This window comes from Aquirufa beregesia (assembly GCF_011090385.1).
Classification (GTDB): domain Bacteria; phylum Bacteroidota; class Bacteroidia; order Cytophagales; family Spirosomataceae; genus Aquirufa; species Aquirufa beregesia.
Genome location: NZ_SEWW01000003.1, coordinates 1 through 15,789, shown reverse-complemented (window position 1 = coordinate 15,789; position 15,789 = coordinate 1). Strand labels below are relative to the sequence as shown.

The window sequence follows — 15,789 nt, the reverse complement described above, 5'->3', positions numbered from 1 at the left end:
TGAAATAAGAAAGAGGGGGATATACCAGAGCGGCCAAATGGGGCAGACTGTAAATCTGCTGGCGAATGCCTACGGTGGTTCGAATCCATCTGTCCCCACCATTCGCACACAGGAAAGTACCAAGTTTTTGTGTTGTTAAGTACCAGCGGGAGTAGCTCATTTGGTAGAGCGATAGCCTTCCAAGCTATAGGTGGCGGGTTCGAGCCCCGTCTCCCGCTCAATAAATGTCGTTCTGTGAGGAAACTCATAGACGATTTTTATATTGGTAGGGCCCAGAAGACCTACTATTGGCCCTAGGGTAAAGGCCTTTGTAGCTCAGTGGTAGAGCACTTCCTTGGTAAGGAAGAGGTCGGCAGTTCAATCCTGCTCAAAGGCTCAAAAATACCAAAATACTCGTAAGAGTAGCTTTGATTAGCACATTTTGAAACTTTTTATAACTAAATTAAGAACTAAATAATCATGGCAAAAGAGAATTTTGACCGAAGTAAACCCCACGTAAACATTGGTACTATTGGCCACGTTGACCACGGTAAAACTACCTTGACTGCTGCTATCACAAAAGTTCTTTCTGAAAAAGGTCTAGCTGAGAAGAAAGATTTCTCTTCCATTGACTCTGCTCCAGAAGAGAAAGAGCGTGGTATCACAATCAACACTGCTCACGTTGAGTATTCAACAGTTAACCGTCACTATGCTCACGTTGACTGTCCAGGTCACGCTGACTACGTGAAAAACATGGTTACAGGTGCTGCCCAAATGGACGGCGCTATCTTAGTAGTTGCGGCTACTGATGGACCAATGCCACAAACTCGTGAGCACATCCTTTTGGCACGCCAAGTTGGTGTACCTCAATTGGTTGTTTTCATGAACAAAGTGGACATGGTGGATGATCCAGAATTATTAGAATTAGTAGAAATGGAGATTCGCGAGCTTCTTTCATTCTACGAATTTGATGGCGATAACATTCCAGTAATCCAAGGTTCTGCTTTGGGTGGTTTGAATGGAGATCCTAAGTGGGTAGCTACAATCGATGCTTTGATGGAAGCAGTCGATAGCTGGATTCCACTTCCTAAGCGTGACGTAGATAAGCCATTCTTGATGCCAGTTGAAGACGTATTCTCGATCACAGGTCGTGGTACAGTAGCAACAGGTCGTATCGAGACAGGTATTATTAACTCAGGTGAGACAGTAGATATCTTAGGTATGGGAGCTGAAAACTTGAAATCAGTAGTAACTGGTGTTGAGATGTTCCGTAAGATTTTGGATCGTGGTGAAGCTGGTGATAACGTAGGTTTATTGTTACGTGGTATTGAGAAAACTGATATCCGTCGTGGTATGGTTATCTGTAAGCCAGGTTCTGTTAAGCCTCACACTAAATTCAAGGCTGAGGTTTATATCTTGTCTAAAGAGGAAGGTGGTCGTCACACGCCATTCTTTAACAAATATCGTCCACAATTCTATTTCCGTACAACAGACGTAACAGGAGAAATCATGTTGCCAGCTGGTGTGGAAATGTGTATGCCAGGTGATAACTTGACAATTGAAGTTACTTTATTGAACCCTGTAGCAATGGATAAAGGTCTTCGTTTCGCGATTCGTGAAGGAGGTCGTACCGTAGGTGCTGGTCAGGTAACTGAAATCTTAGACTAATTAATTAGTTGATATCAAAAAAGAGCGGTTTATCCCGCTCTTTTTTTTTGCCTAATATTTTTAGCTTTTAGCTTTTTAGATTTGACAACTTTTAAAAAGTTGTCAAATCTGTAGTCAAATCTAAATACTAACGAATGACACATGAAATAAATTATACTATGAAAAAGATCCTTGCATTATTATCACTTGTCTTATTAAGTCACTTGGCCGTCAGCCAGGAATACTATGAAATAAGAACCTACCAAATGAAATTTAGGGGTAATTTGGGAGTAGTTGAAAGATACATTTCCAACGCACTCATTCCTGCATTAAACAAATATGGCGTTTCAAAAGTCGGGGTATTCAAAGATTTAGGGAAACCTGAACCCGCTATTTTGGTTGTCACTATACCTTTTCCCTCCTTGGAATCCTATGCGGGATACAAGTCGGCATTAGAAAAAGACGAAGCTTATTTGCTAGCCAGTAAAGCTTACTTTGATATGGTCGGTTTGGATAAACCATTATTTGAAAAAATATCGACTTACTTAGCGAAAGGCTTTAAAGGACATCCATCCTTAACCTTGCCTACTAAAAATGAAGGTCGTATTTACGAATGGAGAACTTACGAGTCATATAACGAAGATGCTTTACGTAGAAAAATAGCCATGTTTGATGATTCAGAACTTCAAGTTTTTGAAAATGTAGGATTACATCGCGTTTTCTTTGGAGAAGTCTTGGCTGGCGAGAACACTCCTTGCTTAAGTTACATGATCAGCTTTGAAAATATGGCCGAGCGTGATAAAAATTGGGCTAAATTTTCAGCAGATCCAGAATGGAAACGCATATCTAATGACCTCAAATACGCCAATAGTCACTCTAGAACGGTCCGTCGCTTCTTGGAACCAACGGCTTATTCCCAATGGTAATTGCTTTTAATTAATCGGAGGTTTGCGAATTAGGAAAAATTGCCTAAATTTGCAGTCCTTCTACGGGCATAGTATAATGGTAGTATGCAGGTCTCCAAAACCTTTGGTCAGGGTTCGAATCCTTGTGCCCGTGCCATGTAATAATTTTTAAAGCCGAATAATCGGTGAAAATATGAGCAACTTTACATCATTAATTAAGGAATCTTGGGTAGAAGTAACTGAACATGTTACTTGGCCTAAATTTTCCGAGCTTCAAGCAAGTTCTATATTGGTTTTAGTGGCCTCCCTAATTTTTGCCATCTTGGTAGGATTAGTTGATTTGGCATTCAAATCTGGATTGGATTTATTTTATAGTTCATTTTAACAGGGCTTAACCCGATCCTTAACACGAAAATAGCCATGGCAGAGACTAAATGGTATGTTTTGAGAGCAATTTCAGGACAAGAGAAAAAAGTGAAAACGTATATGGAGAACGAAATCGCACGTCAAGGCGTAGCTGAAGCTGTTCCCCAAATATTGATTCCTACCGAAAAGATTTATGAAATCAGAAAAGGGAAAAAGGTAATTCGCGAGAAAAATCTATTTCCTGGATATATCATGATTGAGGCGGATTTGGCAGGTGAGGTAAGTCACATTTTAACTTCTACACCGGGTGTCATTGGTTTTCTTCAAACCATGAATGAGGAAATAGAAGAAACTAAAATCGAAGGAGGAAAGACGAAAAAGGTAAAAGTGGTAGTAAAAAAGCCGATGCCATTAAGTCAGTCTGAGGTTAATCGAATTTTAGGTAAAGTAGATGAATCGGCCGCAGTAGAAGACTTTGCTTCGGTATCCTTCATCAAAGGAGAAACAGTACGTGTTATTGACGGACCATTTGCGACCTTTGAAGGGACGGTAGAAGAGATTCACGAAAACAGTAAGAAATTATCTGTGATGGTAAAAATCTTTGGAAGAAACACTCCTTTGGAATTGAATTATTCTCAAGTAGAGAAATAAAATACCATTCTTTTGACATTCAGAAACCCTAACCTCGTGGTTAGGGTTTTTTATTTTATCTCATTTTGATATACTTGTGCTTACATTCAGATGAAATCATCTGCTAACCACTAAACACATGGCAAAAATCACGATTACTAAGGTGGGTTCAATGCTACGTCCTCAACGTATTTCAATCAAAAACGCTCGAAGCCGAGAATACCTCAGTAGAAACCTTGAGGAACATGACACCTTTCATTTACCCCCAGGAAACCATGTCATTGAAATAGCGTTTCGGTTCAATATGTTCCTATTTCCTCCCTCTCGATTTTCCATTGATGTACCTGAGGGACAAACATCTATATTTTGAACTTAAAGAAAATGAAATAGCCCATTGCCTTATTCCCCAGTTATCGATCTTTCTCCAGCTCATTATTTGGAGCTCATTAGCGTTTGCATTCCAAAGGGATGTACCCAGTATATTTTGGGGAATTCTTGTCGTCACTACACCCATATTGATATACAACCCAATCCGCTTATTGGTTTTAGGCCATCACCTCCATCGTTTAAGCAATGGATACCTAGAACTAAGACATTCGTGGGAATATTAATTTGAATTATTGGCAATTAACTTTGGTTTATCAAATAAATCTCCTAATTTTGCAGTCCGTTTAAAAAGCGGCATTCTATTCGATTGATTATCAAACGGATGAATGGATTGGAAGGTTTGTTACGCTGGAAGATCAAAACGAGGTGCATCAGATAAGGAAGCTTCCACCCTTATTGGCAGATAAACCTCAATAATTCACTTAAAAACGATGTTTTAATATGGCAAAAGAAATAGCTGGTTACGTTAAGCTTCAATGCAAAGGTGGCCAAGCCAATCCTTCACCGCCCATCGGTCCTGCATTAGGTTCGAAAGGATTAAATATCATGGAGTTCTGTAAGCAGTTCAATGCTAGAACTCAAGATAAAAACGGCGTAGTATTGCCGGTCCTAATTACTTATTACGCAGATAAATCGTTTGAATTCGTTGTAAAAACGCCTCCTGCACCAATTTTGTTATTGGAAGCAGCTAAGGTGAAATCGGGTTCGGCTCAGCCAAACTTGAAAAAAGTGGGATCTGTTTCTTGGGATCAAGTGCGAGTTATCGCGGAGACTAAGATGCCAGATTTAAACTGTTTTACAATTGAAGCAGCAATGAGTATGATTGCTGGAACGGCCCGATCAATGGGTATTACTGTTTCTGGAGAGAAACCGTTCTGATTTTAATAATCAGAATTTAACATTTTAATAAAAAGGTAATGGCAAAACTTACGAAGAAAAAAAAGGAAGCCCTTTCTAAATATGACGCGACGTTAGAGTATTCTCTAAACAAAGCGGCTGAAATTTTGAAGGAAATTTCCTATACAAAATTCGACGCCTCGGTGGACATTGATGTTCGCTTAGGAGTAGATCCCCGCAAAGCCGACCAAATGGTTCGTGGTGTGGTTGCCCTACCTCATGGAACAGGAAAAGACGTACGAGTTCTCGTATTGTGTACTCCTGATAAAGTAGAGGAAGCAAAAGCAGCCGGTGCTGACCATGTAGGATTAGATGATTATATTTCAAAAATCGAAGGAGGCTGGACCGATATCGATGTAATCATCACCATGCCTACGGTTATGGCCAAATTAGGTCGCTTGGGTCGTGTGTTAGGTCCACGTGGACTTATGCCTAATCCAAAGTCTGGTACAGTTACTTTGGAAGTAGGAAAAGCAGTAAATGAAGTGAAAGCCGGTAAAATTGACTTTAAAGTTGATAAAACGGGTATCATCCATACCTCTATTGGTAAGGTTTCATTTGACGCTAGCAAAATTGCTGAAAATGCGCAAGAAGTAATCAATACCTTGATGAAATTGAAGCCATCTTCTGCAAAAGGTACATATGTTAAATCGATCAATATATCTTCTACTATGTCTCCGGGCATTGTTATTGATAAGGCGACAGTAACTGGATTGTAATCATGACAAGAGAAGAAAAAAATCAGATTATTGATGAGTTGAGCGAAAAGTTCGCGGTAACTCCGTACTTCTACATTGCAAGTACAGCCGGTTTAACAGTAGCGCAAGCTACAGAATTCCGTAGAATGTGTTTTTCAAGAGGTTTAGAATACAAAGTATTCAAAAACACGTTAATTGCAAAAGCATTAGAGAAAACGGGAAATGACTATTCTGCATTCAACGAAGGTGTATTGAAAGGTATGTCTGGAATCATTTTCTCCCCAGAAAATGCTAAAGTTCCAGCTAAATTGATCAAAGACTTCCGTAAAGAAGCGGGAAAGGATAAAATTGCATTCAAAGGCGCTTCTATTGAAGGTGGTTTATACATTGGTGAAGACCAATTAACAGCACTTGAAAATATCAAGTCGAAAAACGAGATGATTGGAGAGGTTATTGGCCTATTGCAATCGCCTGCTAAAAACGTTATCTCTGCTCTTACAAGCGGCGAAAAGAAATTAGCTGGTATCGTGAAGACTTTAGGTGAGCGTCCTGAATAATTACCACGTTTTACCGGGGTTTAACCCCACAAAATAATTAATTCTTAACAATTAAATTTTCAAAAAATGGCAGATTTAAAAGCGTTCGCTGAACAATTAGTGAACTTAACTGTAAAAGAAGTAAATGAATTAGCTGCTATCCTTAAGGATGAGTACGGTATCGAACCAGCTGCTGCTGGAGCTGTTGTAGTAGCAGGTCCTGCTGCTGGTGCTGGTGATGGTGCTGATGCTCCTGCAGAGAAAACATCTTTCGATGTTATCTTGAAAGCTGCTGGTCCTAACAAATTAGCTATCGTTAAATTAGTAAAAGACTTAACTGGTTTAGGTTTGAAAGAAGCGAAAGATGTAGTTGATGCTGCGCCGAAAGCTGTTAAAGAAGGTGTATCTAAAGACGAAGCTGAAGGTTTGAAAAAATCTTTAGAAGAAGCTGGTGCTGAAGTTGAATTGAAATAATTCACACACTGATTTAAAGAAAAAGGGGATGGCAACATTCCCTTTTTTTTGCTTTATTTGAATTCTAATTGCCTTTACCTAACATTTTCCCTATGCGTGATTTGATCCAATTACTTCCCGATGCCATAGCAAACCAAATTGCTGCCGGAGAAGTGGTACAAAGGCCCGCGTCGGTGGTTAAAGAGCTCATGGAAAATGCCATCGATGCCCAGGCTACCTACATCCAACTCATCATTAAAGATGCTGGGAAAGGAATTATTCAAGTCATTGATAATGGCACAGGAATGTCAGAAACAGACGCAAGAATGTGTTTTGAAAGACATGCCACTTCCAAAATTAGAAAAGCAGAAGATCTATTCAGTATCAAAACAATGGGCTTTCGAGGTGAGGCCATGGCCTCCATTGCCTCTGTCGCCCAAGTGGAATTAAAAACGCGAAGAGAACAAGATGAATTAGGGAGCTTAGTCCGAATTGAAGCCTCTGTTTTAAAAGCTCAAGAAAATATTCAACATCCAATTGGCACTTCGATTACCGTTAAAAACTTATTCTATAACATCCCCGCACGCAGGAATTTCCTCAAATCTAATCCTGTTGAAATCCGACATATCCTCGACGAGTTTCAGCATGTAGCACTAGCGCACCCCAATATCCGATTTTCCTTTGTTCAAAATGAACAAGAAACAGATCAATTACCCGCTGAAAAACTAGGTAAAAGAATTGTTGATTTATTTGGGAAAGGCTACCGGGAACAATTAGCTTCTTGCGAAGAAGATACCTCCTATGTAAGCATTAAAGGCTATGTAGGTAAACCTGAGCACGCCAAAAAAACACGAGGAGAACAGTTTTTCTTTGTCAATGATCGATACATCAAAAACGCTTATCTAAATCATGCCGTAATGAGCGCCTATGAACGCTTATTGCCCGAAGGCTCATTTCCCTTCTATGTTTTGTTTCTAAGCATCGATCCTAGCCATATTGACATCAATGTCCATCCCACCAAAACGGAGATCAAATTTGACGACGAAAGGTCTATTTACGCCATTGTTCAAGCCGCTGTTCGAAAGACTTTGAGTATCCATAACTTAATCCCTTCCCTGGATTTTGATACCAATGTCAATTTTAACATTCCACACAGTCCAGCTGGACTGCCTTCCTCTAGTAGAACGGGGAATTTTTCATCAGGAACAGGGAATACTCATTCCAATAAACATGTGCAAGACGCCTGGAAAAAACTATACGAAGGCTTACAAGATAATATACAGGCATTTGAGCAACAAGCGCCTACTATAAAGCCTCAATTGTTTGAACAACATACCCATGGCTCCGAAACCATTTTACAGAGTCGAGCTAACCAAAGAGAAAATACGGAATTCAATTCTTCCAATTTTCAGGTCATTCAAATACTTCAGAAATACCTAGCTTTAAGTTGGTCAAATGGTCTCATACTGATCGACCAAAAAAGAGCTTATCAACGCATTCTCTATGATCAATTTATGGATCATTTGCAGAGAAAAAATGGTGCATCCCAGCAATTATTATTTCCCAAATTATTACATATTAATCCGGCCGACCAATTAATATTAGAAGAAATCAAGGAGGATCTGCTATATCTAGGATTTCAACTTGCCCTAGAAGATGGGGCCAAGTATTGGGTCAAAGGAATACCTGCGGGTTTGGGGGAAGAAGATGGACAATCTTTACTAGAAGGAATACTGGAACAAGTAAAACATGAAGCCAGTGACCTAAGTAAACATCGGAATGAAAAAATTGCACAGGCTATGTCCAATAGATCTGCAATCCGCTACCAACAGAAAAAATTAAGTACGGAAGAAATGAATGCCTTAGTCGAACAATTATTTGCTAGCAGCAATCCTAACTCTTCTCCCAATGGTGAGCAGATTAGTCGCGCCTTACATCTTCAGGAAATTATCGATTTACTGAACTAAAAAATCTATTTTTTGTATTTCGATTTCGAGGGATTGAATTGCTTCTTCGCCATTTTCACTACCGCATAAATCATATTAGCGACCGTTGCAGGCACCATCGTGATTAAACCTGTTCCTAGTTTAAAATCTGGGTTTTGGTTTAAAAAATCATTGACATATTTATTCTTATGTCGTAAATTTTCAAAGTTCAAGCTTGTTTCTTCCATTTTAAATGGTGTCTTCCTGATACGGCTATATCTTTCAATTTCAAAAAGATCATAAATCTTGTTAATAGTAGCTGTCTGGGAAGGTACATTGTTTTCGTAACGCAAGAAATTTTTGGTATACTCCCGAATAACAGAATAAATAATGGGATTGATGGGATTGGAGTAAAAGACCACCTTTTTCGACAAATTTTCCAATTTGATGAAGATCATTTCCCAAAGAAAATCATGATATGGCATTTTTACGATATGCCTATAATTTCTTTCTACGGATAAAGTCAGACGTATTATGACCAAATCCTCATGCTTTAAAATAGTAAAATAGCAGAATCCCACCATCTTATCTTTAACCATAAAACTCCAGATAAAAACTTCATCTGGAACTGGATAACAAAATGACCCTCCCAATGCTTCATCTAAAGTTAGATTGGGACCAATGGTATGTGTTAAAATAGTATAAATGCCAGAAAACAAGTCTGAATGAATGTCAATATCTTGTTTTTTTATGTGGTACTTTACAACCCTCATAGAACTTATTAAAATAAAAAGTACCCTTATATATAAAATTGAGCCCTAAAGAAAGCTTAATTTTTTAAAATAATCATCCTTACGAATGATATCTCTCTAATAAATTCTCTGTTGGGTCAACCAAAAAAACTATTTGGCTAATTCCACAGCTCGATCTCTGGCTGCAAAAATACCTTTTTGTAAACCTTCTCCAACTTCTTTTTCACCAAAGGTCTTTAAAGCGGCTTCAGTGGTTCCTCCTTTAGAAGCAACGGCCTGAATTAATTCATCCAAAGATTTATCACTGGTTTGCATCAGATGATAAGAGCCTAACATGGTTTGCTTCACTAATAAAGCAGACATAGACGGATCAAATCCCATAGCAATACCAGCATCTATCATGTTTTTAATCAAATAAAAGAAATACGCTGGCCCACTACCACTTAATCCTGTCACTGCATCCAATAAACTTTCTTCTTCTAAAAATACAGCACGGCCAGTTGAGTTAATTAAATTCTCCGCCAAACGAATATCCGACAATCCTACTTCAGGGGCAGAGGCGAATGCTGTCATACCCATACCTAATAAGGCAGGCGTATTCGGCATAGCTCGAATGATTAAAGGATAAGACAAGCTCTCTTGTAATTTTTTAATGGGAATACCCGCCATGATAGAAAGCACCAACTGTCCAGGACGTAAATATTGCTTCAACTCTTCCGATACCGAGGGATAATCTTGTGGTTTTACTGATAAGATGACCAAATTAACGGATGAGATTTTCTCCGAAATGGTATCTACAACCACGCCTGCTTTTTGTTCTTGTAAAATATCTCCTCGCTCCTTATTCTTTTCAATAAGTAATAAGTCTTCTTTCTTGACCAAATTATATTGAATAAAGGAATTAGCGAAAGCCATTCCCATATTTCCACAACCTATGATTGCAATTTTCATCTGTTAATCCCTTTAAATAAATCTTCTAAAAATTGGTCTAAACTTGCCCCTCTAAGTCCTTTGGCCATTATTTTGCCCTCTTTATCTATCATAAATGTCATAGGAATGGCAGAAACTTGATAAGCTTGTGCAGCCACCGAATTCCAATACTGTAAGTCGGAAACATGCTTCCAAGTTAACTGATCTGTTTCAATTGCTTTCAACCAAGCACTTTTGTCTTGATCTAAACTTACCCCAAAAATTTCAAAACCTTTATCCTTAAATCGGGCATATGTTTTAATAACATTGGGATTTTCACGACGGCAAGGTCCACACCAACTTGCCCAAAAATCAATCAAGACATATTTTCCTCGTAAAGAAGAAAGAGCTACTTTTTCTCCATTGGGGGAAGGTAAGCTAATTTCTGGAGCTTCAGAGCCTATACTGACACCTTTCAAACGTTTTAAATTTTCCAAAAATGGCTTTATCTGTGCGTGATTGGGTCTAGCGACTCTAAATTTTTCAGCAATGATTTCCAAGGTCGCCATCTCAGATTCTACTGGCAAGAAATTGGTCGTCCAAAGAGCGACTAAATTAGTCCCCATTTGAGGAATTAAGGTTTTAATTTGACTTAATGCTACATTTTGTGCTGTTTCAAACTCCTTTTGAATGCGAGTCTGAGAAGCAGGAGTTTTTTGAATCTCTGCATTCCAGGCAATGACCTTTTTTTCAAGACCTTTTGAAATAGCCATGACTTGGTTCATCATCTTGATATTAATTGATTCCCCTGTCACGCCATAAGCGCCTGGTTTATCCGGTAAATTCACCCCATCCGCCTCTACTTGTACTTTCTCATTTCCTTCCAAGATGACCATGACCTTTTGAGGATTGGCTATATCATAAAAATTTATCAGATAGAATCCACCACCTTCCAACACCTTTCCGCGGAAGACCCCACTATTATTTTGATCAGGGCTTAAAGAATCTATTTTGATGGCTTGACCACGACCGTTGAGAAATTCCAAATATATTTTCCGTTGGGGCACTAATTGCTTGACCTTGACTTGAATAGTAAATTCCTGAGCCTGCAAGGCAAATGACATGAAGATAAAAGCAAGTAAGCAAATGCGGTTCATAGCTTTTTATTATTGGGCCAAAGCCTCTTGGACTAATTGATTAACTAGTTTTGGGTCCGCTTTTCCTTTGGATTTTTTCATTACTTCCCCTATAAATAGGGCAATTAGGCCCTTTTTCCCTTTATGGTATTCTTTTACTTTATCAGGAAATGCATTAATTACTTCTTGAACGAAATAAAGGAGCTCTTCATTGTTATTGGCCAGAACCCAACCATTTTCATCCACCAATTGTTTAGGACTCTTGGACCTGTCCAATAAACAAAGCGGGAACAATTGATGCGCGGCTAAATTATGTGTGATAGCACCTTGCTCCACTAAGTCGACAATTTCAGCCAAATTTTTAGGGCTAATCTCCAAATCTTGAATGTGCAACAAGCGTTCATTCATATGGGATTTTACGGGTCCCATTAACCAATTGGATAAGGCTTTATAGGCTTTGGTATACGTTGCTGCCTCTTTAAAATACAAGGCCATTTCCTTCGTATCAGCTAAAAAGTGAGCATCATATACGGGTAATCCAAACTGATCTATTAATTCTTGTTCTTGCTCCCAAGGTAGTAAAGGCATGGTTGCTTTAACTTCATTAATCCAATCTTGGGTAATGCGTAATGGCGCTAAATCAGGTTCTGGGAAGTAACGATAATCATTCATCGTTTCTTTAACACGCATACTTGACGTTTTCCCAGTATGAGCGTCAAAAGTACGTGTTTCTTGAATGATGCTTTCTCTAGCATCCAACATTGCAGCTTGTCTCGTGCATTCAAATTCGATGGCACGCTGAATATTACGGATGGAATTCATGTTTTTGATTTCCACTTTGGTTCCCAGTTTATCTGAGCCAATGGGTCTTAATGAAATGTTTACGTCGGCACGTAAAGAGCCCTCTTCCATATTACCATCACAAATTCCCAAATAGCGAACCAGTTTTCTAACCTCAGAAACTAGAGCAAATGCTTCTTCTGAAGAATACAATGTAGGGTCTGTCACCATTTCAATCAGCGGTGTACCGGCTCTATTGTAATCAATAAAACTAAAAGGGTTATCACCTTCATGCAAGGATTTCCCTGCATCTTCTTCCAGGTGGATGTGGTGAAAAGCAATGTATTTCTCTTCTGTTTTAAGCTTAACCTTAATTTTCCCCCCGATGCAAATGGGGGTTTTATCTTGTGTAATTTGATATCCCTTTGGAAGGTCTGGATAAAAATAATTTTTACGGTCAAAATATTGCCATTCACTTATTTCAGACCCAATGGCGATTCCCATTTTAATGGCGTATTCTACCACTCTTTTATTCAAAAAAGGTAAAGTACCTGGATGACCTAAACTAATGGGTGAAATTAATGTGTTAGCCTCTCTACCAAATCGGACAGCATCGCTCGCAAATATTTTGGAATCCGTTTGCAGTTGTGCATGGATTTCAAGTCCAATAACCGGTTGATAAATAGTAGATTGAAATGTACTCACAGATTTGAAATAATTAGATCATCAATAGTCTGTAAAGATACAAAAAAGGATAGGAAAGCTAGGCTTGGCGCTTGATTTTACAAGTACAAGCCACTTTATGTTTATAATTGACCCAATAAGCAACTGAAATAAATATTCCTAGGAGTAAACCAAATGCCCACTCAAAGGAATTTTTACCCAAACTTACTTCTACAACCTTGACCATAACAGCTAGTCCGAGGTAGATCATCGGTAGTGGTTTACGGTGTCTTTTGTAGTCTTGGAAAAGGAGAATTAAGGCCAACAAAAAACTGGTAGAGACTAAAACCCATTCAAAAGTGGGGGTAAATGCAAAACTACTGGCAATGTAAGGGGCAAAAAACAAAAAAATAGGTAATGTCATGCAATGAATGGCGCAGGCTATCGAAAAAAATAAGCCCATCTTTTCGATTGCCAACAAATGTTTATATCTTTTCATTATTTAGATATTTAAATAATTACTTAATTTCTAATTTAAACTCTAAATCAATGTCCGTTGATCCAATTTCTTCATCGCCTGTTTTGGTTCTTTTCCCATTAGCAGGAGGTTGATGTTTTAGAATAACGTGTAATTTACCAATACCTTTTCCTTGAGTTTTCCCTGTATTTTTTAGTCCAATGGGTAAATTATTCTTATCCTTGTCCTTGGCTTTTAGAGAGAACAAAGAGGCAGGAGTAACTTTGTATACAAACAAATGGGCTTCAGCATCTTCTTCTATTTTCTCGGTAACATCGACGCGCGGTTTTCTAGATTCATCGTATACTTTCACTTCCATCTCGTAATTCTCATTGGCATCAAGCACAATAGATTCAAATTTATCAGGCGGTGTGATGGAATTAGCATCCAAGTCTTGAAAGGCAAAGGTTTTGGTAACATTTTTACTATTAGTAAATTCTAACTCAACGGTAGTGATTAATTCGTTATCATCTGTAGGTTCAACAGCAGGATCTTTTTTACAAGAAAATAGGGCCAGGCAAAGAAACAATACATATAAGAATTTGCTTTTCATAGGAGGATTTTTTGCAATACTGTTGCAAATATACAAAGATAATTTATTATTGCAACGTTGTTGCAATAATAAATTATCATGATGAATTATAGATGCCTGCATCTGAATAGAGTTGACGGTTTTGCTCATTTCTACATTTTCCATTCTACATTGTAAAGCCGTAAGAAAATTATAAATAATGAATGATAAATTATAAATGGATTTGGGGATTCAATTCTTCATTGCAAGGTTAATCCAACGAAAGATTGGAACGGGGCTTGAGCGAAGCGGCAGGCGGATATTTGACCCTGCGCATAGGCCATGTGCGTAAGCGGAGAGACAATCGGTTCTGCAAAGCAGAATTCGTCTTGGATTAACCGTATTTCTTCTGTTTTTTTGTTTCTTTTTTTATAGAAAAAAAGAAAGACCAAAAAAAGTTAAAGTAAGAAAATGTGATTAGTTATAAAATTGAAGAGATCATTCTTTATAAGTAAAATTAATTACTAGGGCTTTTCTTTTTTTGTCGTTCAGCAAAGGCGAATTCCGCTTTGCGGAACCGTGATTCACTCCGCTATCGCCTATGCTGAGGTCAAAACCCCGTCTACCGCTGCGTTCATCACCTTTCGCTCGTGCTGACCGACGGGATTTTCATTCAGAAAGATTATGTATACATCATCCCGATCTTATTAATTTTCAGCCTCTAAAAACTAAGCCCTATTTAGAAGGTTAATCCCAACAGAAAGATTGGAACGAAGCATGAGCGAAGCGTCAGGCGCATCTTTGACCTTGCGCATAGGCCGTGTGCGTTGGCGGAGAGACAATCGGTTCTGCAAAGCAGAATTCGTCTTGGATTAACCGTATTTCTTCTGTTTTTTTTGTTTCTTTTTTTATGAAAAAAAAGAAAGACCAAAGAAAGTGCTGTTGTAGTAAGGGTAATTTGGTACGATAACTTAACTTTTTGAAAAATATGGAAAGGAAATTGTAAAAAATGAATTATAAATTATAAATGGATGTGTCGCCATTCTACATTCTAATAACTAAAACCCCTAATCCCTAATAAAAAAAAGCCCACTAGAATCTAGCGGGCTTAGGGTAATAATAACTTGGAGCTTACTTACTTTCCCGGGTTTGATCCCAGTATCATCAGCGGTGCGGGGCTTAACTTCTCTGTTCGAGATGGGAAGAGGTGAACACCCGTCCTATCGGCTCCATAAATCTTGCAAGGTCTTAGCCTTTTTCCATATTGTGAGATAAAATAAACAGTCGTTGCATGTTTTTAATAAAAGTAAGCTTTCGGGTAATTAGTACTACTCGACTTTGACATTACTGCCTTTACATCTGTAGCCTATCGACCGTGTCGTCTACACGGACCCTTCATGGAATACTCATCTTCAGGTCAGTTTCGCACTTAGATGCTTTCAGCGCTTATCTGATCCCGACGTGGCTACTCAGCTATGCCCTTGGCAGAACAACTGATATACCAGCGGTCAGTCCAACTCGGTCCTCTCGTACTAAAGTCAGAACCTGTCAATATTCCTACGCCCACAACAGATAGGGACCGAACTGTCTCACGACGTTCTGAACCCAGCTCGCGTGCCACTTTAATCGGCGAACAGCCGAACCCTTGGGACCTTCTCCAGCCCCAGGATGTGACGAGCCGACATCGAGGTGCCAAACCTCCCCGTCGATGTGAGCTCTTGGGGGAGATCAGCCTGTTATCCCCAGAGTACCTTTTATCCTTTGAGCGATGGCTGTTCCATACTAAACCACCGGATCACTATATCCTACTTTCGTACCTGATCGACTTGTCGGTCTCACAGTCAAGCTCCCTTTTGCTATTGCACTCTACGCACGGTTACCAAGCGTGCTGAGGGAACCTTTGAAAGCCTCCGTTACTCTTTTGGAGGCGACCACCCCAGTCAAACTACCCACCAAGCAATGTCTCCCATATAGGGATTAGAATTCCAGTACAAGAAGGGTGGTATTTCAACGTTGGCTCCCCGATGCCTAGCGACACCGGCTCATAGCCTCCCACCTATCCTACACATCCAGTACCAAAACTCAATGCTAAGCTATA

At 39.0% G+C, this 15,789-nt stretch carries 15 protein-coding genes, 4 tRNA genes and 2 rRNA genes; 13 read left to right on the top strand and 8 right to left on the bottom strand.

Annotated features, from left to right (window positions below):
* Positions 1-15 precede the first annotated feature (15 nt).
* From EWU23_RS06050 to mutL, 13 genes are all read left to right on the top strand, one after another.
* Positions 16-101, top strand: a tRNA-Tyr gene (locus EWU23_RS06050).
* A gap of 44 nt (positions 102-145) precedes the next feature.
* Positions 146-218 (top strand) — tRNA-Gly (locus tag EWU23_RS06045).
* 86 nt (positions 219-304) lie between these two features.
* Positions 305-376: transfer RNA gene (locus EWU23_RS06040), tRNA-Thr, on the top strand.
* Between the two features lie 83 nt (positions 377-459).
* Entirely contained in the window at positions 460-1,647 is a 1,188-nt protein-coding gene (gene tuf / locus EWU23_RS06035) for an elongation factor Tu (protein WP_166229847.1), read from the top strand.
* Positions 1,648-1,805: 158 nt separating this feature from the next.
* Positions 1,806-2,552, top strand: coding sequence for an NIPSNAP family protein (locus EWU23_RS06030; protein ID WP_166229845.1), 747 nt, complete (start codon positions 1,806-1,808; stop codon positions 2,550-2,552).
* Positions 2,553-2,614: 62 nt separating this feature from the next.
* Positions 2,615-2,688 (top strand) — tRNA-Trp (locus tag EWU23_RS06025).
* 36 nt (positions 2,689-2,724) lie between these two features.
* Complete coding sequence (gene secE, locus EWU23_RS06020) at positions 2,725-2,916, top strand: preprotein translocase subunit SecE (RefSeq protein WP_109321963.1); 192 nt, start codon at positions 2,725-2,727, stop codon at positions 2,914-2,916.
* 35 nt (positions 2,917-2,951) lie between these two features.
* Entirely contained in the window at positions 2,952-3,548 is a 597-nt protein-coding gene (nusG, locus tag EWU23_RS06015) for a transcription termination/antitermination protein NusG (RefSeq protein ID WP_166229843.1), read from the top strand.
* Between the two features lie 807 nt (positions 3,549-4,355).
* Positions 4,356-4,793 (top strand): 50S ribosomal protein L11, encoded by a 438-nt coding sequence (gene rplK / locus EWU23_RS06010; protein WP_166229841.1) that lies wholly within the window; start codon positions 4,356-4,358, stop codon positions 4,791-4,793.
* A gap of 38 nt (positions 4,794-4,831) precedes the next feature.
* Positions 4,832-5,530 (top strand): 50S ribosomal protein L1, encoded by a 699-nt coding sequence (gene rplA / locus EWU23_RS06005; RefSeq protein ID WP_109321959.1) that lies wholly within the window; start codon positions 4,832-4,834, stop codon positions 5,528-5,530.
* Between the two features lie 2 nt (positions 5,531-5,532).
* A complete protein-coding gene (gene rplJ, locus EWU23_RS06000; RefSeq protein ID WP_130924445.1) occupies positions 5,533-6,066 on the top strand; it encodes a 50S ribosomal protein L10 in 534 nt (177 codons plus the stop codon).
* A 66-nt stretch (positions 6,067-6,132) separates the two neighbouring features.
* Positions 6,133-6,519 (top strand): 50S ribosomal protein L7/L12, encoded by a 387-nt coding sequence (gene rplL, locus EWU23_RS05995; protein ID WP_166229839.1) that lies wholly within the window; start codon positions 6,133-6,135, stop codon positions 6,517-6,519.
* Positions 6,520-6,611: 92 nt separating this feature from the next.
* Positions 6,612-8,465: a DNA mismatch repair endonuclease MutL gene (gene mutL, locus EWU23_RS05990; protein WP_166229837.1), complete on the top strand. Its 1,854-nt coding sequence runs from the start codon at positions 6,612-6,614 to the stop codon at positions 8,463-8,465.
* A 5-nt stretch (positions 8,466-8,470) separates the two neighbouring features.
* On the opposite strand, the gene EWU23_RS05985 is transcribed toward mutL, so the two are convergent.
* The 8 genes from EWU23_RS05985 to EWU23_RS05950 form a co-directional block, all read right to left on the bottom strand.
* The gene (locus EWU23_RS05985; protein ID WP_166229835.1) at positions 8,471-9,196 is read right to left on the bottom strand and encodes a hypothetical protein; all 726 of its coding nucleotides are present in this window, start codon (positions 9,194-9,196) and stop codon (positions 8,471-8,473) included.
* Positions 9,197-9,325: 129 nt separating this feature from the next.
* On the bottom strand, positions 9,326-10,126 hold the full coding sequence (gene proC / locus EWU23_RS05980; protein ID WP_166229833.1) for a pyrroline-5-carboxylate reductase: 801 nt from the start codon (positions 10,124-10,126) through the stop codon (positions 9,326-9,328).
* The gene (locus EWU23_RS05975) at positions 10,123-11,241 is read right to left on the bottom strand and encodes a peroxiredoxin family protein (protein ID WP_166229831.1); all 1,119 of its coding nucleotides are present in this window, start codon (positions 11,239-11,241) and stop codon (positions 10,123-10,125) included. The genes proC and EWU23_RS05975 overlap by 4 nt, the downstream gene beginning before the upstream one ends.
* A gap of 9 nt (positions 11,242-11,250) precedes the next feature.
* Positions 11,251-12,705, bottom strand: coding sequence for an Asp-tRNA(Asn)/Glu-tRNA(Gln) amidotransferase subunit GatB (gene gatB / locus EWU23_RS05970; protein ID WP_166229829.1), 1,455 nt, complete (start codon positions 12,703-12,705; stop codon positions 11,251-11,253).
* Positions 12,706-12,763: 58 nt separating this feature from the next.
* Positions 12,764-13,162, bottom strand: a complete 399-nt coding sequence (locus EWU23_RS05965) for a MerC domain-containing protein (protein ID WP_166229827.1) — start codon at positions 13,160-13,162, stop codon at positions 12,764-12,766.
* A 19-nt stretch (positions 13,163-13,181) separates the two neighbouring features.
* Entirely contained in the window at positions 13,182-13,877 is a 696-nt protein-coding gene (locus tag EWU23_RS05960) for a hypothetical protein (protein ID WP_166229825.1), read from the bottom strand.
* Between the two features lie 936 nt (positions 13,878-14,813).
* Positions 14,814-14,925 (bottom strand): 5S ribosomal RNA (rrf, locus tag EWU23_RS05955).
* A 68-nt stretch (positions 14,926-14,993) separates the two neighbouring features.
* Positions 14,994-15,789 (bottom strand): 23S ribosomal RNA (locus EWU23_RS05950); the annotation flags it as partial.